We start from the raw sequence: 18,036 nt of genomic DNA, 5'->3' as shown, positions 1-18,036 counted from the left end.
CGTCAACTCGGATCAACCGGCTTCTTCAGCTTCGGATTCGGGAAGAACTGCACGCCCTGCACCTTGGGATCGGCCGGCTTCACCACAGGCTTGTTCACTCGCGTGCCAAGTTCTGTCGGGATCGATTGCCCCTGGGCATTAAGAGTGTCGGAATAACCGCAGTGCACGCATTGACGGTGCGGCACGTCGTCTTCGTTCCACATCATCAACTTGTCAGGCTCGCTGCACGCCGGGCAGACAGCCCCGGCGATGAAGCGTTTCTTGGTAATCACCTGCGGTGTCTCGGTCATGCTGCCGCTTCCTCACTCAAGCCCGAATGGCGCAAGATTGCGTCAATCGAAGGCTCGCGTCCGCGGAAGTCGACGAACAGCACCATCGGCGCCTGGGACCCGCCCCGCGCCAGAATGGCCTCACGGAAAGCCCGGCCGGTCTGCTCGTTGAATACGCCTTCTTCCTCGAACTTGGAGAACGCATCGGCAGATAGCACTTCGGCCCACTTGTAGCTGTAGTAGCCCGCCGCGTAACCGCCCGCAAAGATGTGTGCGAAGCTGTTCGGGAAGCGGTTGTACGAGGGCGGACGCATGACCGACACCTCGTCACGCACGGCTTCGAGCACTTGCAGCGTGGTGCGGCCATCGCCGTGGGTGGCGTGCAGCTCGAAGTCGAATAGTGAGAATTCCAGTTGGCGGACCATCATCAGGCCGGACTGAAAATTCTTCGCCGCGAGCATTTTCTGCAGCAGGTCCTGAGGCAGCGGTTCACCGGTTTCGTAATGACCGGAGATCAGCGCCAGGCCGTCCGGCTCCCAGCACCAGTTTTCCATGAACTGGCTCGGCAGTTCGACCGCATCCCACGCCACGCCATTGATGCCCGACGCGCCCGCATGCTCGACGCGGGTCAGCAGGTGATGCAGGCCGTGGCCGAATTCGTGGAACAGGGTGGTGACTTCATCGTGGGTAAGCAGCGCAGGCTTGCCGCTGACCGCCGGGGTGAAGTTACAGACCAGATTGGCCACCGGGCTTTGCAATGTGCCTTCAGCGGTGCGACGACGATCGCGGGCGCCGTCCATCCACGCGCCGCCACGCTTGTTGGCGCGGGCGTAGAGATCAAAAAAGAAGCGGCCGACGTGCTGGCCGGTTTCCTTGATTTCGAACAGGCGAACGTCCGGGTGCCAGGTGTCGAAGCCCTTCTGCTCGGCGATTTCAATGCCGTACAGTTTTTGTACGATCGCGAACAGGCCGGTCAGCACTTTGTCGACCGGGAAATAGGCGCGCAGGGCTTCCTGGGAAACGCTGTAGCGCTGTTCACGCAGTTTCTCGCCATAGAAACCGCTGTCCCAGCTTTGCAGGTCCGGGCAGCCTTGCTCGGCGGCATAGGCTTTCAACTGCTGCAAATCCTGAACGGCAAACGGCTTGCTGCGCTTGGCCAGATCACGGAGGAAGCTAAGAACGTGATCGCTCGACTCAGCCATCTTGGTGGCCAGACTCAGCTCGGAGAAGCTGGCGAAACCCAGCAGTTTGGCCAGTTCCTGACGCAGATCGAGAATCTGCTCCATGATCGGACCGTTGTCGTTTTTGCCTGCGTTCGGCCCCTGGTCAGACGCGCGGGTGCAATACGCCGCGTAGACTTCTTCACGCAGCGCGCGGTCTTCGGCGTAGGTCATGACGGCGTAGTAGCTCGGGAACTCGAGGGTGATCAGGTAGCCTTCCAGGTCTTTCGCCTGGGCAGCGGCGGCCATTTGGGCTTTGGCCGAATCGGTCAGGCCGGCGAGGGCGGCGTCATCAGTGACGTGCTTGCTCCAGGCTTGAGTCGCGTCGAGCAATTGGTTGGAGAACTGGCTGCCCAGCTCGGACAGCTTGCTCTGCACCTCGGCGTAGCGTTTTTGCTGCTCCGGCGGCAGATCAATGCCCGACAGGCGGAAGTCGCGCAGCGATTGCTCGAGAATGGTCTTCTGGGCGACGTCGAAGTTCGCCGCTTCCGGGCTGTTGGCCAAGGCTTCGAAGGCCTGGAACAGCTCGCGGTTCTGGCCCATTTCTGTCGAATAGGCGCTCAGGGCCGGCAGACAAGACTCATAGGCTTCGCGCAGTTCCGCGCTGTTGCACACGGCGTTAAGGTGACTGACCGGGCTCCAGGCGGCGCCCAGGCGATCGTTGAGTTCGTCCATCGCCAGCACCAGGCCAGCCCATGTAGGCTGCGAACCTTGCTTGGCGAGGATGTCGGCAATCGCGGCGCGATTGTCGGCGAGAATCTGTTCGATGGCAGGTTTTACATGCTCGGCACGAATCGCCGAGAAAGGTGGCAGGTCGTAGGATTGCAACAGAGGGTTGTTCGCGCTCACGGTTTGGCACCTTGGCTAAAAGAAACACCCACGCATCTTAATTAGAATCGGCGCCGACCGCAGCTATCGGCGCCAGAGAAGGAGCCTATCGTGGCCATTCGCACATTCCAGAACCACACCCCGGCCCTTGGCGAGCGGGCGTTTGTCGATCATTCGGCGGTTGTGATCGGCGATGTCGAAATCGGCGCCGACAGTTCGGTCTGGCCGCTGACGGTCATCCGCGGCGACATGCACCGCATCCGCATCGGCGCGCGCACCAGCGTGCAGGACGGCAGTGTGCTGCACATCACCCATGCCGGGCCGTTCAACCCCGACGGTTTCCCGCTGTTGATCGGCGATGAAGTGACCATCGGCCACAAGGTCATGCTGCACGGATGCGCCGTCGGCAATCGCATTCTGATCGGCATGGGCACCACGATCATGGACGGTGCGGTGGTGGAGGACGAGGTGATCATCGGCGCGGGGAGTCTAGTGCCGCCCGGCAAACGCCTCGAGAGCGGGTTTCTCTACGTCGGACGTCCGGTGAAGCAGATGCGCCCGCTGACCGAGAAAGAGATCGCTTTCTTCCCCTACAGCGCGACCAATTACGTGAAGTTGAAAGACCAGCACCTGGCCGAAGGCTTCGACAAACCCTGCTGAGAGCACACATGCATTACCAGAATATTTTGTTCGACCTGGACGGCACCCTGACCGATCCGCGCGAAGGCATCACCCGGTCCATCCAGTTTGCCTTGAGCAAGCTGGGTATCGACGAACCCGACATCACCCGGCTCGAGCATTTCATCGGCCCGCCGCTGTTGCAGCAATTCATGCGCGCCTACGATTTCGACGAAGCGAAGGCCTGGGACGCGGTGGGCTTTTACCGCGAGCGTTTCAAGGTGACGGGCCTGTACGAGAATCTGGTGTTCGACGGCATCTTCGAACTGCTCGACATGCTTTCGGATCAGGGCCGTACGCTGTTCATCGCGACATCCAAGCCTTGGGTATTCGCCCATGAAATCGCCCGGCATTTCGACTTCGCGCGCCATTTCAAGGTGATCTACGGCAGCGAGCTGGACGGCACCCGCACTGACAAGGTCGAGCTGATCCGGCACTTGCTGGACGAAGAGCAGCTCGACCCAAAACAGACGCTGATGATCGGGGACCGCAAACACGATTTGATTGGCGGCAAGCGCAACGGCTTGGACGTGGCAGCGGTGGGGTACGGGTTTGGCAGTCGTGACGAGCTGGAAGCCGAGGCGCCGACGTATCGCTTTGAGTCTGTCAGCGCGCTGCATCAGGCGTTTCTCGATACCTGAGGCCAGTCAATCTGTAGGAACGATCATCCCGCTCAGGCTTTTTGGGCCAGCCGCTGCAGCGCCACCTTGCGTTCCTCCATGGGCAATTTGCCCAGCTTTTCCACCGCTGAATAGAACGCGGGCCAATCGCCGTTGACCTGCCTGAACAACGCCTCGAACGCCGGCACCCACTGATCGTACAAACCGATGGGCAGCAGGCGTGCGTTGTTCATCGGTGCGTACACCCAGCCGTCGAAACGCTTGTCGCCGCCCCACTGGCTGTCGCGCAACTGCCGATACTCCCTGCGCAGACGCTCGAACTCAGCGGCCTTACGTTCGCGCATCACCTGGGCGCTCAGCGGCTCGGCGTACAGCGCTTTCAGCCGATCCCGGGTGTCGAGGGCCAGTTGAGTCAGCTGATCCCGTCGCCGCGCTTCCGAAGACCCACCTTCGGCAGGCAATCCCCGCGCCGCGCGCCACTGACGCGTGCCTTCCTGCTCCACGAAACTGGCGTAGGACTCGTTGAATTCACTGTCGTCCTTCACGTAAAACCGCTGGTGCGCCAGCTCGTGGAAGATCAGCGTGGCCAGTCGCTCATCGCCCCAGTTCATCATCGAGCTCATGATCGGGTCATCGAACCAGCCGAGCGTCGAATACGCCTCAACGCCGCTGACATACACGTCCTTGCCCGCAAGCTTCTGAACGGCCGCATCCCCGCGCGCTGCGCCCTGGGTGTAATAGCCGCGATAGGCCACGCACCCGGCGATGGGGAAGCAATGGGTGACAGGATCAAGGGAAAATTCGCCGGTCGCGAAGACGTTCCAGACGACAAACGGGCGATGGATGTCGGCGTACAGGCGGTAGCTGCGGTTATCCGGCAGATGCAGATGCTCGGTCGCAAACGCACGGGCCTGCTGAGATGTGCGCAGATGATCCCGCAGCGTAGGCTCGCGCTTCGGGTCAGCGATGACGTCCGCAACCGGTTCACGCGCCCGCAACAGGGCCATCTGACCGCTGGCCAGCTGTGAGTAATAGGAAAGACTGGAACAGCCGCTGAGGAGTAAAGTCGCCAGCACCGGCAGGCCGCGTTGCAGCCAGGCCTTTTTCGATCGAATCATGCAGCAGCCTTAACGTCGATATTCATGAAGTCCAAACACCAGCGTTATGCCGGACAGCCCGCCGCTGACGCAACCATCATCGCCATTTGTCCTGCTGCGGAGTTCATCATGCGCTTGCCTCTGTCCCTCGTTGCCCTGAGTCTTCTGGCTGGATGCGCGGGACCGCTGCCTGCGGTCGATCCCCAACAGGCGTGGGTCGACCTGCACACCTTCACCGGCAAAACCCTGATGGCCGACAAACTGGACGGCGTGCGCACCTACGACGGTCGCTTCTTTCAGGTGACGCCCGGCAAACACAAGCTCGAAGTGCGTTACGACTACGACTACGCGCCCGGCGCGATGGGCTTGTCCATGGACATCTACAACGAGCGAACCTGCTACGTGACGATCAACTACGACCGCTTCGAGGCCGGCCACCGCTACCGTCTGGATGTGCGCAATATCACCAACAGCATCGACGCACAGTTGCGGGACGAGCAACGCAACGTGCTCGCGGAGGAGGGGGACATCTTCTGTATTCCATAAGGCTTCTGTGTCCCACGACGCTGCTGAATTCCGTGACCCGTGATCGCGACGGCAACGCGCACAGGGACTCGCTCATTCAAGGCTCACGAAACACTTCGCTCAACGCCCGGGCTACCGATCGTTGTTCTGATAGATGATCTTTTTCGTGCCGTTTTCGCAGGTGCCGACGACCATGTTCTGGTCATGGACCTCTTCATTGGTCACCACTTCCAGCGTGTAAGAGCTGACATTCTGAGCCTGGATTTTGGCCTCGATTTCGTCCTTGAGCTCATCGCAGGGCTTGGGCGCTGCGAAGGCACTGGTGGTCAGTGCACCGAGAATCAGTATTGCGGCGATACGTTTCATGATCGACTCCTTCGACACCGTGCGATACGCATCGGCCTTGCATGTGACCGTGGGGGCGCACGCCGGTTCTGGCGCGCGTCCATAACGAAGATGGCCCGCAATTGCGGGCCATCGAGTACAGCGGTGAAGCAAATCAGCTCACGAGCGTGGCATCGAGCGTGATTTTGGCGTTCAGCACTTTCGAAACCGGGCAGCCTTCCTTCGCATCGTTGGTCAGCTTTTCGAACTGCTCCTGAGTCGCGCCAGGGATCTTGGCTTTCAGTGTCAGGTGCACTGCGGTGATTGCGAAACCGCCATCGACTTGATCCAGGGTGACGTCAGCAGTGGTGTCGATGCTGTCAGCTTTCAGGTTGGCATTGCCGAGGATCATCGACAGGGCCATCGAGAAGCAGCCAGCGTGGGCTGCGCCGATCAGTTCTTCCGGATTGGTGCCCTTGCCGCCTTCAAAACGGGCCTTGAAGCCGTACGGCGCTTCGCGCAGGACGCCGGTTTCAGTAGAGATGCTGCCGATACCCGACTTCAGGTCACCTTCCCAGTGGGCGGATGCTTTCTTGACGATGCTCATGGTGTCTCCTCATGAAAAAGTGCGATTTCGCTCGCACGCGGACCAAAGTTCTGAGGAGTGTAGGCGGGACTTAGTTCAACGCTTGTGCCGCACGTGCTTTTTTGCGGACGGTCGCACCGTCAAAATCCGACCAAATTAGTAGGAAATTTCGCATTGCCCATTGCAACTCTGAAATCCGCCCTTATCCTATGGCTTAACGCAAATATTTAGTCTTAATGCCGGTTTTCTCGCGTGATGTCCCCCGACGGATGCGCCGATTCAAGCCTCAAGAGGATCAACAACGGCCTATGAAACGATTAGCTGATGTGAAGATTTCGACGCTCGATCTGGTGCCCGTCCGCGAAGACAAAGGCCCGGCGGAATCGCTGCGTAACGCGCTGGATCTGGCGCAACACGTCGAGAAATGGGGCTACAACCGTTTCTGGGTGGCCGAGCACCACAACATGGATGGCATCGCCAGTTCGGCGACTTCTGTTCTGCTGGCCTACCTGGCCGGTGGGACATCGACCATCCGGGTTGGGTCGGGCGGGATCATGCTGCCCAACCACGCGCCGCTGGTGGTCGCCGAGCAGTTCGGCACGCTGGAAAGCCTGTTCCCGGGGCGTATCGACCTTGGCCTCGGCCGCGCGCCAGGTTCCGATCAGATGACCGCCAGGGCCCTGCGTCGCGAGCGCTCCGGCAGTTCCGATGATTTCCCGGATGACGTGACTGAACTGGTCAACTACCTCGGACCGCGTCAGCCTCATCAGCGGGTTCTCGCTGTGCCCGGTACCAATACCAACGTGCCGATCTGGTTGCTGGGTTCGAGCCTGTTCAGCGCTCAACTGGCCGGTGAGCGAGGGCTGCCGTATGCATTCGCGTCACACTTCGCGCCGCGTTTCATGCACGAAGCGATTCGCGTCTACCGCAGCCACTTCAAACCTTCCGAGGTGCTCGACAAGCCCTACGTGATGCTCGGCGTGCCGCTGGCCGCCGCAGAAACCGACGAGCAAGCCGAGTATCTGGTGACGTCGGTGTATCAACGGATTCTGAGCCTGATGCGTGGGCAGAGCTTGATGCAGAAGCCGCCCGTCGAGAGCATGAATGGCCTGTGGCTGCCCCGTGAACGCGACGCAGTGATGGATTTCCTGGGGCTGGCGGTCGTCGGCGGCCCGGAGAAGATTCGCGCGAAGCTGGACGTGCTGCTTGAACAGACCGACGCGGACGAGCTGATCTTCACCTGCGACATGTACGAACATGCCGATCGCCTTCGCTCTTACGAGATCCTGGCGCAAGCAGCGAGGGGCTGATACAGGGCCATGCGCTAAAACGGTCTGCCAAAAAAAACCGACGCCAGATGCGTCGGTTTTTTTATGTCAGCGGGCCGGTATCAGCCGCGCTTGTAAACGATTTCCATGCTGCCGCCTTCGCAGGTGCCGACGACTTTGCCGTCCGCCGAGCTGCCTTTTTCAACAGCTTCCAGCGTGTAGGAAGAAACGCCTTTGGCTTTGATCTTCGCGTCGATATCGGCTTTCACGTCATCGCACGATTTGCCAGCGGCCATGGTAGTGCCCGCGATGCTCAACAAGCCTATGGCCAACAGAACTTTTTTCATCGGTACATCCCCTCGTCAGGCGCAATTTTCGGATCAACAAGGCCGCTCCAATCGAGCGGCCTGACTACATGAACCTGCGTCGTCACCTTGGAAAAGTCACGACTGCGCGGTATGTATAGCGAAGGTTGTGGCACTCGGCCACTGCAAAAGTTCAGCGACTCAGCTGTTGTCGATGCGGAAGCCGACCTTGATGGTGACCTGGAAGTGGCCCACTTTGCCGTCTTCTATGTGACCGCGGGTTTCCAGCACTTCGAACCATTCCATGAGTTTCACGGATTTGGCCGCCTGGGCAATTGCGTTCTGAATCGCGTCGTCGGTGCTCACAGTCGATGAGCCAACCAGTTCCAGCATTTTGTAAGTGTGATGATCAGACATGGCAGTTCTCCTGAAGGGTGTTGCGCGGTGGCAGCGCCGCAGTGATTGTGTTCACTACCTCTGTGCCGAAATGCGCCCTAAAAGTTCAGAAGAAACGGTACTTCACATCACGCACTGCACTTTCTCGAAACCCTGTAGTCGGAAACAACACACGCCACTCATCACAGCAGGAGAGTCAAATCATGGCATTCACGTCATCCCGTAAAGCGTCGTTGCAAAGCATGGAAGCCGAGATCGAGAGTCTGCTCAAGTCGCTGGAAGGCTTGAAGTCCGACGCTTCCGACGAGTCGCGCAAGACCCTGAAAAACCTGAAGGCCAACGCTGAAAGCGCGCTGAGCCATTCGCGCAGCCTGTTGAGCGATGTCTACGAAGACGTCAAAGTCAAAACTCGCGAAACCAGCGTTGCGACTCGTGATTACGCCCAAGAGCACCCTTGGACCACCGCAGGCGTCGCCGTCGGCGCAATCGGCCTGCTGGCAGCCTACCTGCTGTGCAAGCGCGGCTGATCAAGCCCGCCCCGATCGCTCGAGTTCCTGTTTGAGCCATCGAGCCAGGTGCTGAGCGCGCCCATCAGCGGCGCGCTTTGGTACCCATAGCGCCAGCTGCGCCGGGGTTTCACTGAACCCCCATGGCGCAGCCAGGCGTCCGGCCTTCAAGTCCTCAGCCACCAATGGCTCTGGTGCGATCGCAACCCCCAGGCCCGCGACGGCCGCCTCCAGTAAATAATACAAATGCTCGAAATCCTGTCCGTAGCTCAGCGCGTCGGGCTCGATGCCGTTTTGCGTCGCCCATGTCGGCCAGGCTTGCAGCCGCGATGTGGTCTGTAGCAAGGGCTCACCCAACAGCGCGTGGACCGGTGCGTGCCGTAGCTCGTCGAACCGTGCGAATCGTGGACTCATCACCGGCCCTATGCGCTCGCTGGCAAGCTCGAAGACCTGCATGTCCGCAGGCCACGGCGGCTCGGCGAATATCAGCAACGCGTCCAGCCCCGGGCGCCGTGGGTCGAGGTCTCCTTCTCCCGCGGACAAATGCAGGCGCAGGTCGGGGAGGTCGGCATTCAGGCGCCCCAGCCGCGGGATGAACCAGCGCGCCAGCAAGCTTCCTGAACAACCCAGTACGAACGGCGCATCTGCGCTGCCCTGGCTAAGTTCGGCACAGACAGTGCGCAGACGGTCGAACGCTTCAGCGCTCGCGTCGCGCAGACGGATCCCTGCATCTGTGAGTTTCAGGCCACGTCCTTCCTTGATGAACAGGCCAACGCCCAAGTGCTCTTCCAGCACTTTCAGCTGACGACTCACGGCACCATGGGTTACGTGCAATTGCTCGGCCGCCTGACTGACGCTGTTCAGCCGGGCGGTGGCTTCAAACGCACGCAGGGCGTTGAGGGGCGGAAGATCTCGGCTCATGGGATAGGTGAGTTTTCCTGACAGGTTGCGCCGATCTTATCGGTTTTCATCGTCGCTGGCGCTGGTTAGAGTGTGATCACTGCCTGACGGCTCATCCAATTCGCATCCCCGGAGGTCCACATGACCCAGACCCAGACACAAAATGCCTACAGCAGCGGCCCGGACGACCGCGGTATGTTTGGCGGGTTCGGCGGCCGATATGTCGCTGAAACGCTGATGCCGCTGATTCTTGATCTGAGCCGCGAGTATGAAATCGCGAAGACTGATCCAGCATTTCTCAACGATATTGCCTACTTCCAGCGCGACTACGTGGGCCGTCCCAACCCGCTGTATTTCGCCGAACGCCTGACCGAATACTGTGGCGGCGCGAAGATTTACTTGAAGCGCGAAGAGCTCAACCACACCGGCGCGCATAAGATCAACAATTGCATCGGCCAGATTCTGCTGGCGCGGCGCATGGGCAAAAAACGCATCATTGCCGAGACCGGCGCCGGCATGCACGGCGTTGCAACGGCGACGGTCGCCGCGCGCTTCGGGCTGGAATGCGTCATCTACATGGGCACCACTGACATCGAACGTCAGCAGGCCAACGTATTTCGCATGAAGCTGCTGGGTGCCACGATCATTCCGGTAGTCTCCGGCACCGGCACGCTGAAAGACGCCATGAACGAGGCGCTGCGTGACTGGGTCACCAATGTCGACAGCACCTTCTACCTGATCGGCACCGTCGCCGGCCCTCATCCTTACCCGGCCATGGTCCGCGATTTCCAGGCCGTCATCGGCAAGGAAACACGTGTACAGATGCAGGAGCATGAAGGTCGCCTGCCGGACAGTCTGGTGGCGTGCGTTGGCGGTGGCTCCAATGCCATGGGCCTGTTTTACCCGTTTCTGGATGACAAGAGTGTGCGCATCATCGGCGTGGAGGCGGCTGGTCACGGCATCGAAACCGGCAAGCACGCCGCCAGCCTGAACGGCGGCGTTCCGGGCGTACTGCATGGCAACCGCACTTTCCTGCTGCAGGACGACGATGGCCAGATCACCGACGCCCACTCGATTTCAGCCGGCCTCGATTACCCAGGCATTGGTCCTGAGCACGCCTGGTTGCACGACGTTGGCCGGGTCGAATACACCTCCGTCACTGACGACGAAGCGCTGGCTGCCTTCCACCGATGCTGCCGCCTCGAGGGCATCATCCCGGCGCTGGAAACCGCTCACGCCCTGGCTGAAGTCTTCAAACGCGCACCATCGCTGCCAGAGGATCACCTGATGGTGGTCAATCTGTCCGGTCGTGGTGACAAAGACATGCAAACCGTGATGCACCACCTTGATTTGTCCCAGCAGGAGAAACACTGATGAGCCGCCTGCAAACACGTTTTGCCGAACTGAAAGAACAAAATCGCGCAGCCTTGGTGACCTTCGTCACCGCAGGCGATCCGGGCTATGACACCTCGCTGGCTATTCTCAAGGGATTGCCGAAGGCAGGTGCAGATGTGATCGAACTGGGCATGCCATTCACTGACCCGATGGCCGACGGCCCGGCGATTCAGCTGGCCAATATTCGCGCACTCAACGCCAAGCAAAATCTCGCAAAAACGCTGCAGATGGTGCGTGAGTTTCGCGAAGAGGACAGCACGACGCCACTGGTACTGATGGGTTACTACAACCCGATTCATAATTACGGGATTGAGCGCTTCATCTCCGAAGCCCATACCTCGGGCGTTGACGGATTGATCGTGGTGGATCTGCCGCCAGAGCACAACGCCGAGCTGTGCGACCCTGCGCAGGACGCTGGCCTGGATTTCATTCGTCTGACCACACCGACCACCGATGACGTTCGTTTGCCTACGGTGCTCAACGGTAGCTCAGGCTTCGTCTACTACGTGTCGGTAGCGGGCGTAACGGGTGCAGGTTCGGCGACGATCGATCACGTTAAAGACGCCGTGCAACGCCTGCGCCGCCATACCGATCTGCCCATCAGTGTCGGCTTCGGGATTCGCACGGCTGAGCAAGCAGCAGCCATTGCACGCGTTGCCGACGGTGTGGTCGTCGGTTCGGCGTTGATCGACCAGATCGCCAATGCGTCTTCCCCAGAACAAGCAGTCAGCGGCGTGCTGGATTTGTGCGCGCAGTTGTCGGAAGGGGTGCGTAAAGCCCGCGTAGCCGAAGGTAAAGTTTCTGATACAGAGGAATCTCGTTCTCTGGCAGCACACTAAGCCGTACAGCGAAGGGGTTCAGGACCACGTTCTGAACCCCTTTTTGCTGCCCGTATTGGCTCAGGAGCGCGCTACATGAAAGTCTCGAATCGTTTGATCGCCGGGTTGGGTGTGTTGATGCTCAGCGCCAGCGCGCTGGTTCAGGCTGCACCACCGGATCAACGCGGCGGCGATGACAATGGCCCCGGCCAGCATCAGGACCACGGCCAACCCAATGGTCCGCAGGGCGGTCCGCAGGGCGACCGCGGCAACGGCAACGGCAACGGCAACGGCAACGGCAACGACCATCGCAACGAACCGCGCGCCGATAACCGTGGCAACAACCAGCGTGGCGGGCGTCCTCCTGCCGACTTCGGCGACGTACGCCGGACCATCACCGAGCACCGGGAAGTCATCGGTCGCGGTCAGCCACTGCCTCCCGGCGTCCACATCGTCAAAGGCCACCCGCTGCCACGCGGTTATGGCCGTCGACTGGACCAACGCTCGCTGCAATACCTGCCGCAATACGATGGCTACGAATGGCGCCGCCTGGGCCCGGACGTTGTGCTGATCGCAATCGGCAGCGGGATTGTTTATGAAATTCTGGATGGCGTGCTGAATTAAGGCAGGCCCATGTAGGAGTGAGTGGGGTGGCGGTCCACCCTGCTCGCTGGGACGGCGTTCCGACGCAGAGTTTCTAGCGGATGTGCCGGATTTTCGCGAGCAAGCTCGCTCCCACAGGTTATCCATCTGCGTGAAAGTCGGCGTCGTCGCCATGCTCGTAGCGACGTCCAACAGAATGCTGATGCCAGGTGCTAAACCGCAATCGACGGCAGGGCCTTGCCCTTCAACAAATCCCCGCTTAACGCCTGCTCACTTCTTAACCAATCCACAAATCTTTGGACGATCTGCACGCGGCGTTTGCGTTGCGGCAGGACGATGTAATAACCGTATCCGGAGACGGCGCTGGCTTCGATCGGGCGGCACAACAAGCCCTGCTCCAGCAAATCATCCACCAAGTGTCGCCAGCCGATGGCCACGCCCTGGCCGCCGATCGCCGCTTGAATCATCAGCGTGTAGTTGTCGAATCGCAGCTGTCCCGGCGCGGGTGCCTGGAGGATATTCAGGGCGCGGAACACGCCACTCCAGTCAAACCAGTTGTTGCCGCCTTCGCCACGAAGGTGCAGCAGCGCGAAGTCTTTCAGCGCCTCAGTGGGCAGGGGCAGGTCGCGCCCCTTCAGCAATTGCGGACTGCACACCGGGAACACCTCCTCGCTGAATAACCAGTGGCTTTCACCCTGCTTGAATCGCCCGTCACCGAACAACACGGCCACATCGATATCCGCGCGCAGCATGCTGTGACTGCGTTCGCTGGTGACCAGGCTGACGTCGACGTCGGGGTTGTCCTTGTGGAAACGGTGCAGGCGCGGCATTAGCCAATAGGCAGCGAAGGCGAAGTCGGTCGCCACTTGCAGCACCTCATGCTGATGCTGCTCGGTGATTGCGCTGAGGCCAGCGTCCATCGACTCCAGCCCGGTCTGTACGTGATTGAACAGGATCTGCCCGGCGTCCGTCAGCTCGATGCCGCGGTAGATGCGATCAAACAGCCGCGTCGCCAGTTGCTCCTCCAGCCGCTTGATTTGCTGGCTGATGGCCGGCTGAGTGGTACCGAGCTCGATGGCCGCAGCGGTAAAACTGCGCAACCGTGCGGCGGCTTCGAAGCCGCGAAGTAAATCCAGCGACATGACACCAAGGGCTTCAAACATAAGCTGCACTTATCCTAGGCATTGCCTCTCATGGGCTTTACCGCAGACGGCATGGGCACCATCCTCGGTCGGAGCACTTTCGCATAAATAATGACTATGGGATGCCGCGAATACATGAAGCGCAAGAACATTCTTTTCATCATGGCCGATCAGATGGCCGCGCCCATGTTGCCGATGTACGCCTCTTCTCCCATCAAGATGCCCCACTTGAGTCGCCTCGCTGCTGAAGGTGTGGTGTTTGATGCTGCCTATTGCAACAGTCCGCTGTGCGCACCGTCGCGTTTCACGCTGGTCAGCGGGCAGCTGCCGAGCAAGATCGGCGCCTATGACAATGCGGCTGATTTCCCCGCTGATGTGCCGACCTACGCCCACTACCTGCGGCGTCTTGGCTATCGCACCGCACTGTCCGGCAAGATGCATTTCTGCGGGCCTGATCAATTGCACGGCTACGAAGAACGCCTGACCAGCGACATCTATCCGGCCGACTACGGTTGGGCCGTGAACTGGGACGAACCGGACGTGCGCCCGACCTGGTACCACAACATGTCATCGGTGCTGCAAGCGGGACCTTGCGTACGCACCAATCAGCTCGATTTCGACGAAGAAGTGGTGTTCAAGGCTCAGCAGTATCTGTTCGACCATGTGCGCGAAGACGGCGATCAGCCGTTTTGCCTGACGGTGTCGATGACCCATCCCCACGATCCGTACACAATCCCCAAGCCTTACTGGAATCTGTACAGCGACGAAGAAATCCCGATGCCCCATGCGCCGTTGGCCCAGTCCGAACTGGACCCCCATTCCCAGCGCCTGCTGAAGGTCTATGACCTGTGGGACAAACCGCTGCCCGAGCAAAAGATTCGTGATGCGCGCCGCGCCTATTTCGGTGCCTGCAGCTACATTGATGACAACGTCGGCAAACTGATGAAAACCCTGGAGGAAACCGGCCTGGCCGACGACACCATCATCGTGTTCTCCGGCGACCATGGCGACATGCTGGGTGAGCGCGGGCTCTGGTACAAAATGCACTGGTTCGAGATGTCGGCGCGGGTGCCGCTGCTGGTCTACGCTCCGGGGCAGTTCAAGGCCGGCCGCGTGCAGGCTGCAGTGTCCACCGCCGACCTGTTGCCGACGTTTGTTGCGTTGGCGGATGGTCAGCTGGACGCTGGCTTGCCGCTCGATGGGCGCTCACTGCTGCCGCATCTGCAAGGCGAGGGTGGTCACGACGAGGTCTTCGGCGAGTACATGGCCGAGGGCACCAACAGTCCGCTGATGATGATTCGTCGCGGCGCGTACAAATTTATTTATTCGGAACGGGACCCCTGTCTGCTGTATGACGTGCGCAACGATCCGAAGGAGCAGGAAGAGCTGAGTCGATCCGAGGCTCATCGCGACCTGTTCGCTGCGTTCCTGGCCGAAGCAAAGGCCAAGTGGGACATTCCGGCGATACACCACCAGGTGCTCGCCAGCCAGCGTCGTCGGCGTTTCGTCGCCGAGTCGCTGGCCATCGGCAAGCTGAAGAGTTGGGATCACCAGCCGCTGGTCGACGCCAGTCAGCAGTACATGCGCAACCATATTGATCTGGACGATCTGGAGCGCAAGGCCCGTTATCCGCAACCTTGAACCCTGCCAATACTTAGAAAACCAAAAAGGGGCACACCATGAATAAGCTGTTCACCACGCTGGCGGTTGGGGTCTTGAGTTTGAGCAGCGTCGTGGCCTATGCCGCCGACGCTAGCTGCAGCACCGTGCGGATGGCCGATCCAGGCTGGAGCGATATCGCCGCGACCAACGCCACTGCAGGCTTTTTGCTCAATGGCATGGGCTACAAAACCAAGATCGACACCCTCGCGGTGCCGATCGCCTATGGCGGCCTGAAGGATGGGCAACTCGACGTTTTCCTGGGCAACTGGATGCCGGCGCAGCAGGGTTTCTACGACAAGTTCATCGCCACGGGTGACGTGACGCAATACGCGAAAAATCTGGAAGGCACGGAGTTCACCCTCGCCGTCCCTGATTACGTGTATGACGCAGGCGTCCACAACTTCGCCGACCTCAACAAATTCGCCGACAAATTCCACAAGAAAATCTACGGCATCGGTTCGGGGGCTCCGGCCAACGCGTCGATTCAGGAAATCATCAAAAAGAACGAGTTCGAACTGGGGGACTGGAAGCTGGTGGAGTCCAGCGAGCAGGCGATGCTGGCCGAAGTGCAGCGCAACGTGAAGAAGGGGGAGTTCGTGGTATTCCTCGGCTGGACGCCGCACCCGATGAACGTGCAGGTCAAAGGCATGCACTACCTCAAAGGCGGCGAGAAATACTTCGGCGATGCCGGCAGCGTCTACACCGTGACCCGCAAAGGTTACGCCGACGCCTGCCCGAACGTGGCCAAGCTGCTTTCCAACCTGGTCTTCACCCAGGACATGGAAAACTCGATCATGCAAACCGTGGTGGATAAGAAGGTCAGCAACACCGAAGCGGTGAAAGCGTGGCTGAAAGCCAACCCGGCGGTGCTGGACAAATGGCTGAGCGGCGTGAAAACCGTTGACGACAAAGATGCGCTGCCAGCGGTGAAAGCCAAGTTGTAAGCGCCGACGAGAAGCACACTCCTACAGGGCTAATATCAGTCTGTAGGAGTGGAGCTTTATTCGTTCTGCGCCATCAGCCGTCGCAGTTCCGCCAGCACTGGCGCCGATTCCGGTCGCACGCCGCGCCACAGGTAAAACGCCTCGGCAGCCTGCTCGACCAACATCCCCAACCCATCCACTGCCTGCCCGGCGCTGTGTTCAGAGGCCCAGCGGCAGAATGCGGTTGGCTCCTTGGCGTACATCATGTCGTAGCAGAATGTCACGCCCGGCTGAATCAGACTGGGCGAAATCGGCGGCACTTCCCCCGAAAGGCTGGCCGACGTGGCATTGATGATGATGTCCACCGGTTCCTCCAGCCAGTCGTAGCCTGCGGGCAGCACCGGACCGACGTCGGCGAATTCCTGAGCCAGCTGTTCAGCCTTTTCCAAGGTGCGGTTGGCGACCACCAGCACGTAGGGATCTTCCGCCAGCAAGGGCTCAAGTGCGCCACGCACTGCACCGCCAGCCCCTAGCACGAGAATGCGTTTGTCCTTGAGCGTGACGCCATGACTGACCTTCAGGTCCCGAACCAGGCCTGCTCCGTCCGTGTTGTCGCCGAGCAGGCTGCCATCCGCTTGAACGGCGAGGGTATTGACCGCGCCGGCACGACGGCCGCGCTCGGTCAACTGATCGGCCATCCGGTACGCTTCTTCCTTGAAGGGCACGGTGACGTTGGCGCCACGGCCTGTCTCGAAAAACGCCCTGGCGAAGGCGGTGAAGCCGTCCAGCGGCGCGAGTGAGGTCTGGTAGTCGAGCGCCTGACCGGTCTGCTCGGCGAACAGGCGATGGATCAGCGGGGATTTGCTGTGGCCAATGGGATTGCCGAAGACAACGTACTGGTCAGTCATCACTGGGCCGCCTCAGCCAGCCAGTCGCGATCCTGCAGAAAATATTCCGTCAGGCGTGCTTCCTCACTGCCCGGCTCGGCTTTCCAGTCATAGCCCCAGCGCACTTGCGGCGGCAGCGACATGAGGATCGATTCAGTGCGGCCACCCGATTGCAGCCCAAACAAGGTGCCGCGGTCGTACACCAGATTGAATTCCACGTAACGCCCACGGCGGAACTCCTGAAACTCACGCTGCTGCGGCGTGTACGGCGTGTCCTTGCGGCGCTGAACGATGGGCAGATACGCCTCGACGAACGCATCTCCGATGGCACGGATGAACGCGAAGCTGGTGTCGAAATCCCACTCGTTCAAGTCGTCGAAAAACAGTCCGCCGACGCCGCGCGGCTCATTGCGGTGCTTGATATGGAAGTAGCGATCGCACCACGCCTTGTAGCGGGGATAGACGTCAGCCCCGAACGGCGCGCAGGCCTGTTCGGCGACGCGGTGCCAATGAACGCAGTCTTCCTCGACACCGTAGTAAGGCGTCAGGTCAAAGCCGCCGCCGAACCACCACACCGGTTCTTCGCCTTCTTTCTCTGCGATGAAGAACCGCACATTGGCGTGGGCAGTTGGCACGTGAGGGTTGTGCGGGTGCATCACCAGCGACACGCCGAGGGCTTCGAAACCACGCCCTGCCAGTTCCGGTCGATGTGCGCTGGCCGACGGTGGGAGGCCGGCGCCGAAGACATGGGAAAAGTTAACGCCGCCTTTTTCGAGGATGTGGCCGTTCTCGATCACCCGGGTTCTTCCGCCCCCGCCCGCAGGCCGTTCCCAGGCGTCTTCGACGAAACGGGCGCTGCCATCTTCGGTTTCCAGGGCGGCGCAAATGCGGTCTTGAAGATCGAGCAAGTAGGCTTTGACGGCATCGGTGCGAAAGGACATGGCGGTACCTGCATAAACTGAAACGTGCGTCGGGAGCGGGATTGGATCGGCCTTGGCGTTAATGACACGCCTCGCTGAGCAAATCCCGTCGGCGAAATTCGGCCCGTAGCATATCACCGGCTTGGCGGATGCCGCAGTTGACG

General features: G+C 60.3%; 21 protein-coding genes. 10 read left to right on the top strand and 11 right to left on the bottom strand.

Annotated elements, in window-relative coordinates; translation table 11 throughout:
- Positions 1-2: 2 nt before the first annotated feature.
- On the bottom strand, positions 3-290 hold the full coding sequence (locus SLW75_RS18965) for a YheV family putative zinc ribbon protein (RefSeq protein WP_065987977.1): 288 nt from the start codon (positions 288-290) through the stop codon (positions 3-5).
- The gene (gene prlC / locus SLW75_RS18960) at positions 287-2,338 is read right to left on the bottom strand and encodes an oligopeptidase A (RefSeq protein WP_410935152.1); all 2,052 of its coding nucleotides are present in this window, start codon (positions 2,336-2,338) and stop codon (positions 287-289) included. Before prlC ends, SLW75_RS18965 begins: the two co-directional genes overlap by 4 nt.
- 90 nt (positions 2,339-2,428) lie before the next feature.
- Here prlC and SLW75_RS18955 point away from each other — a divergent pair, with 90 nt between their 5' ends.
- Positions 2,429-2,977 carry a gamma carbonic anhydrase family protein gene (locus tag SLW75_RS18955; protein WP_065987984.1) on the top strand — a complete coding sequence of 183 codons (549 nt, stop codon included), beginning with the start codon at positions 2,429-2,431 and terminating at the stop codon, positions 2,975-2,977.
- Between the two features lie 8 nt (positions 2,978-2,985).
- The gene (locus SLW75_RS18950; protein WP_410935151.1) at positions 2,986-3,636 is read left to right on the top strand and encodes an HAD family hydrolase; all 651 of its coding nucleotides are present in this window, start codon (positions 2,986-2,988) and stop codon (positions 3,634-3,636) included.
- Positions 3,637-3,668: 32 nt separating this feature from the next.
- Here SLW75_RS18950 and SLW75_RS18945 read toward each other — a convergent pair whose 3' ends face one another.
- The gene (locus SLW75_RS18945; RefSeq protein ID WP_410935150.1) at positions 3,669-4,733 is read right to left on the bottom strand and encodes an aminopeptidase; all 1,065 of its coding nucleotides are present in this window, start codon (positions 4,731-4,733) and stop codon (positions 3,669-3,671) included.
- A 108-nt stretch (positions 4,734-4,841) separates the two neighbouring features.
- Between SLW75_RS18945 and SLW75_RS18940 the strand changes: the two genes are divergently transcribed.
- The gene (locus tag SLW75_RS18940; protein WP_346631430.1) at positions 4,842-5,258 is read left to right on the top strand and encodes a hypothetical protein; all 417 of its coding nucleotides are present in this window, start codon (positions 4,842-4,844) and stop codon (positions 5,256-5,258) included.
- A gap of 111 nt (positions 5,259-5,369) precedes the next feature.
- Here the strand turns inward: SLW75_RS18940 and SLW75_RS18935 are convergent, their stop codons facing one another.
- A complete protein-coding gene (locus SLW75_RS18935) occupies positions 5,370-5,603 on the bottom strand; it encodes a DUF1161 domain-containing protein (RefSeq protein ID WP_065987990.1) in 234 nt (77 codons plus the stop codon).
- Between the two features lie 133 nt (positions 5,604-5,736).
- Positions 5,737-6,168: an OsmC family protein gene (locus tag SLW75_RS18930; RefSeq protein WP_037017022.1), complete on the bottom strand. Its 432-nt coding sequence runs from the start codon at positions 6,166-6,168 to the stop codon at positions 5,737-5,739.
- Positions 6,169-6,455: 287 nt separating this feature from the next.
- Between SLW75_RS18930 and SLW75_RS18925 the strand changes: the two genes are divergently transcribed.
- Entirely contained in the window at positions 6,456-7,457 is a 1,002-nt protein-coding gene (locus SLW75_RS18925; RefSeq protein ID WP_410935149.1) for an LLM class flavin-dependent oxidoreductase, read from the top strand.
- 80 nt (positions 7,458-7,537) lie between these two features.
- On the opposite strand, the gene SLW75_RS18920 is transcribed toward SLW75_RS18925, so the two are convergent.
- The gene (locus SLW75_RS18920; protein ID WP_122623653.1) at positions 7,538-7,762 is read right to left on the bottom strand and encodes a DUF1161 domain-containing protein; all 225 of its coding nucleotides are present in this window, start codon (positions 7,760-7,762) and stop codon (positions 7,538-7,540) included.
- 159 nt (positions 7,763-7,921) lie between these two features.
- Positions 7,922-8,137: a dodecin gene (locus SLW75_RS18915; RefSeq protein WP_065987998.1), complete on the bottom strand. Its 216-nt coding sequence runs from the start codon at positions 8,135-8,137 to the stop codon at positions 7,922-7,924.
- A gap of 182 nt (positions 8,138-8,319) precedes the next feature.
- On the opposite strand from SLW75_RS18915, the gene SLW75_RS18910 reads away from it, so the two are divergent.
- Positions 8,320-8,643, top strand: a complete 324-nt coding sequence (locus SLW75_RS18910) for a YqjD family protein (protein ID WP_037017008.1) — start codon at positions 8,320-8,322, stop codon at positions 8,641-8,643.
- Here the strand turns inward: SLW75_RS18910 and SLW75_RS18905 are convergent, their stop codons facing one another.
- Complete coding sequence (locus tag SLW75_RS18905; RefSeq protein WP_192130574.1) at positions 8,644-9,543, bottom strand: LysR family transcriptional regulator; 900 nt, start codon at positions 9,541-9,543, stop codon at positions 8,644-8,646.
- Between the two features lie 120 nt (positions 9,544-9,663).
- Between SLW75_RS18905 and trpB the strand changes: the two genes are divergently transcribed.
- The 3 genes from trpB (at position 9,664) to SLW75_RS18890 (ending at position 12,359) form a co-directional block, all read left to right on the top strand.
- Complete coding sequence (trpB, locus tag SLW75_RS18900; RefSeq protein ID WP_410935148.1) at positions 9,664-10,896, top strand: tryptophan synthase subunit beta; 1,233 nt, start codon at positions 9,664-9,666, stop codon at positions 10,894-10,896.
- Complete coding sequence (gene trpA, locus SLW75_RS18895; RefSeq protein ID WP_192130576.1) at positions 10,896-11,756, top strand: tryptophan synthase subunit alpha; 861 nt, start codon at positions 10,896-10,898, stop codon at positions 11,754-11,756. The genes trpB and trpA overlap by 1 nt, the downstream gene beginning before the upstream one ends.
- 75 nt (positions 11,757-11,831) lie before the next feature.
- Positions 11,832-12,359 carry an anti-virulence regulator CigR family protein gene (locus tag SLW75_RS18890; RefSeq protein ID WP_410935147.1) on the top strand — a complete coding sequence of 176 codons (528 nt, stop codon included), beginning with the start codon at positions 11,832-11,834 and terminating at the stop codon, positions 12,357-12,359.
- 191 nt (positions 12,360-12,550) lie between these two features.
- Here SLW75_RS18890 and SLW75_RS18885 read toward each other — a convergent pair whose 3' ends face one another.
- Complete coding sequence (locus tag SLW75_RS18885) at positions 12,551-13,501, bottom strand: choline sulfate utilization transcriptional regulator (protein ID WP_065988006.1); 951 nt, start codon at positions 13,499-13,501, stop codon at positions 12,551-12,553.
- 114 nt (positions 13,502-13,615) lie between these two features.
- On the opposite strand from SLW75_RS18885, the gene betC reads away from it, so the two are divergent.
- Together betC and choX are read left to right on the top strand one after the other, a co-directional pair.
- The gene (betC, locus tag SLW75_RS18880) at positions 13,616-15,121 is read left to right on the top strand and encodes a choline-sulfatase (protein WP_410935146.1); all 1,506 of its coding nucleotides are present in this window, start codon (positions 13,616-13,618) and stop codon (positions 15,119-15,121) included.
- Positions 15,122-15,159: 38 nt separating this feature from the next.
- Positions 15,160-16,086 carry a choline ABC transporter substrate-binding protein gene (gene choX, locus SLW75_RS18875; RefSeq protein WP_410935145.1) on the top strand — a complete coding sequence of 309 codons (927 nt, stop codon included), beginning with the start codon at positions 15,160-15,162 and terminating at the stop codon, positions 16,084-16,086.
- Between the two features lie 56 nt (positions 16,087-16,142).
- Here choX and aroE read toward each other — a convergent pair whose 3' ends face one another.
- Positions 16,143-16,973 (bottom strand): shikimate dehydrogenase, encoded by an 831-nt coding sequence (gene aroE, locus SLW75_RS18870; RefSeq protein ID WP_410935144.1) that lies wholly within the window; start codon positions 16,971-16,973, stop codon positions 16,143-16,145.
- Positions 16,973-17,893 carry an oxygen-dependent coproporphyrinogen oxidase gene (gene hemF / locus SLW75_RS18865; protein WP_410929754.1) on the bottom strand — a complete coding sequence of 307 codons (921 nt, stop codon included), beginning with the start codon at positions 17,891-17,893 and terminating at the stop codon, positions 16,973-16,975. Before hemF ends, aroE begins: the two co-directional genes overlap by 1 nt.
- Positions 17,894-18,036 lie beyond the last annotated feature (143 nt).

Source organism: Pseudomonas sp. W5-01, assembly GCF_046540435.1.
Lineage (GTDB): Bacteria > Pseudomonadota > Gammaproteobacteria > Pseudomonadales > Pseudomonadaceae > Aquipseudomonas > Aquipseudomonas graminis_B.
The sequence above is the reverse complement of the archived record's forward strand: the minus strand, read 5'-3'. Positions and strand labels throughout refer to the sequence as shown.

Excerpts from the sequence above, each read along its gene's own strand:
- SLW75_RS18965 (WP_065987977.1), bottom strand. The coding sequence starts at position 290 with ATGACCGAGACACCGCAGGTGATTACCAAGAAACGCTTCATCGCCGGG.
- SLW75_RS18950 (WP_410935151.1), top strand. The coding sequence starts at position 2,986 with ATGCATTACCAGAATATTTTGTTCGACCTGGACGGCACCCTGACCGAT.
- SLW75_RS18945 (WP_410935150.1), bottom strand. The coding sequence starts at position 4,733 with ATGATTCGATCGAAAAAGGCCTGGCTGCAACGCGGCCTGCCGGTGCTG.
- SLW75_RS18940 (WP_346631430.1), top strand. The coding sequence starts at position 4,842 with ATGCGCTTGCCTCTGTCCCTCGTTGCCCTGAGTCTTCTGGCTGGATGC.
- SLW75_RS18935 (WP_065987990.1), bottom strand. The coding sequence starts at position 5,603 with ATGAAACGTATCGCCGCAATACTGATTCTCGGTGCACTGACCACCAGT.
- SLW75_RS18930 (WP_037017022.1), bottom strand. The coding sequence starts at position 6,168 with ATGAGCATCGTCAAGAAAGCATCCGCCCACTGGGAAGGTGACCTGAAG.
- SLW75_RS18925 (WP_410935149.1), top strand. The coding sequence starts at position 6,456 with ATGAAACGATTAGCTGATGTGAAGATTTCGACGCTCGATCTGGTGCCC.
- SLW75_RS18920 (WP_122623653.1), bottom strand. The coding sequence starts at position 7,762 with ATGAAAAAAGTTCTGTTGGCCATAGGCTTGTTGAGCATCGCGGGCACT.
- SLW75_RS18915 (WP_065987998.1), bottom strand. The coding sequence starts at position 8,137 with ATGTCTGATCATCACACTTACAAAATGCTGGAACTGGTTGGCTCATCG.
- SLW75_RS18910 (WP_037017008.1), top strand. The coding sequence starts at position 8,320 with ATGGCATTCACGTCATCCCGTAAAGCGTCGTTGCAAAGCATGGAAGCC.
- SLW75_RS18905 (WP_192130574.1), bottom strand. The coding sequence starts at position 9,543 with ATGAGCCGAGATCTTCCGCCCCTCAACGCCCTGCGTGCGTTTGAAGCC.
- trpB (WP_410935148.1), top strand. The coding sequence starts at position 9,664 with ATGACCCAGACCCAGACACAAAATGCCTACAGCAGCGGCCCGGACGAC.
- trpA (WP_192130576.1), top strand. The coding sequence starts at position 10,896 with ATGAGCCGCCTGCAAACACGTTTTGCCGAACTGAAAGAACAAAATCGC.
- SLW75_RS18890 (WP_410935147.1), top strand. The coding sequence starts at position 11,832 with ATGAAAGTCTCGAATCGTTTGATCGCCGGGTTGGGTGTGTTGATGCTC.
- SLW75_RS18885 (WP_065988006.1), bottom strand. The coding sequence starts at position 13,501 with ATGTTTGAAGCCCTTGGTGTCATGTCGCTGGATTTACTTCGCGGCTTC.
- betC (WP_410935146.1), top strand. The coding sequence starts at position 13,616 with ATGAAGCGCAAGAACATTCTTTTCATCATGGCCGATCAGATGGCCGCG.
- choX (WP_410935145.1), top strand. The coding sequence starts at position 15,160 with ATGAATAAGCTGTTCACCACGCTGGCGGTTGGGGTCTTGAGTTTGAGC.
- aroE (WP_410935144.1), bottom strand. The coding sequence starts at position 16,973 with ATGACTGACCAGTACGTTGTCTTCGGCAATCCCATTGGCCACAGCAAA.
- hemF (WP_410929754.1), bottom strand. The coding sequence starts at position 17,893 with ATGTCCTTTCGCACCGATGCCGTCAAAGCCTACTTGCTCGATCTTCAA.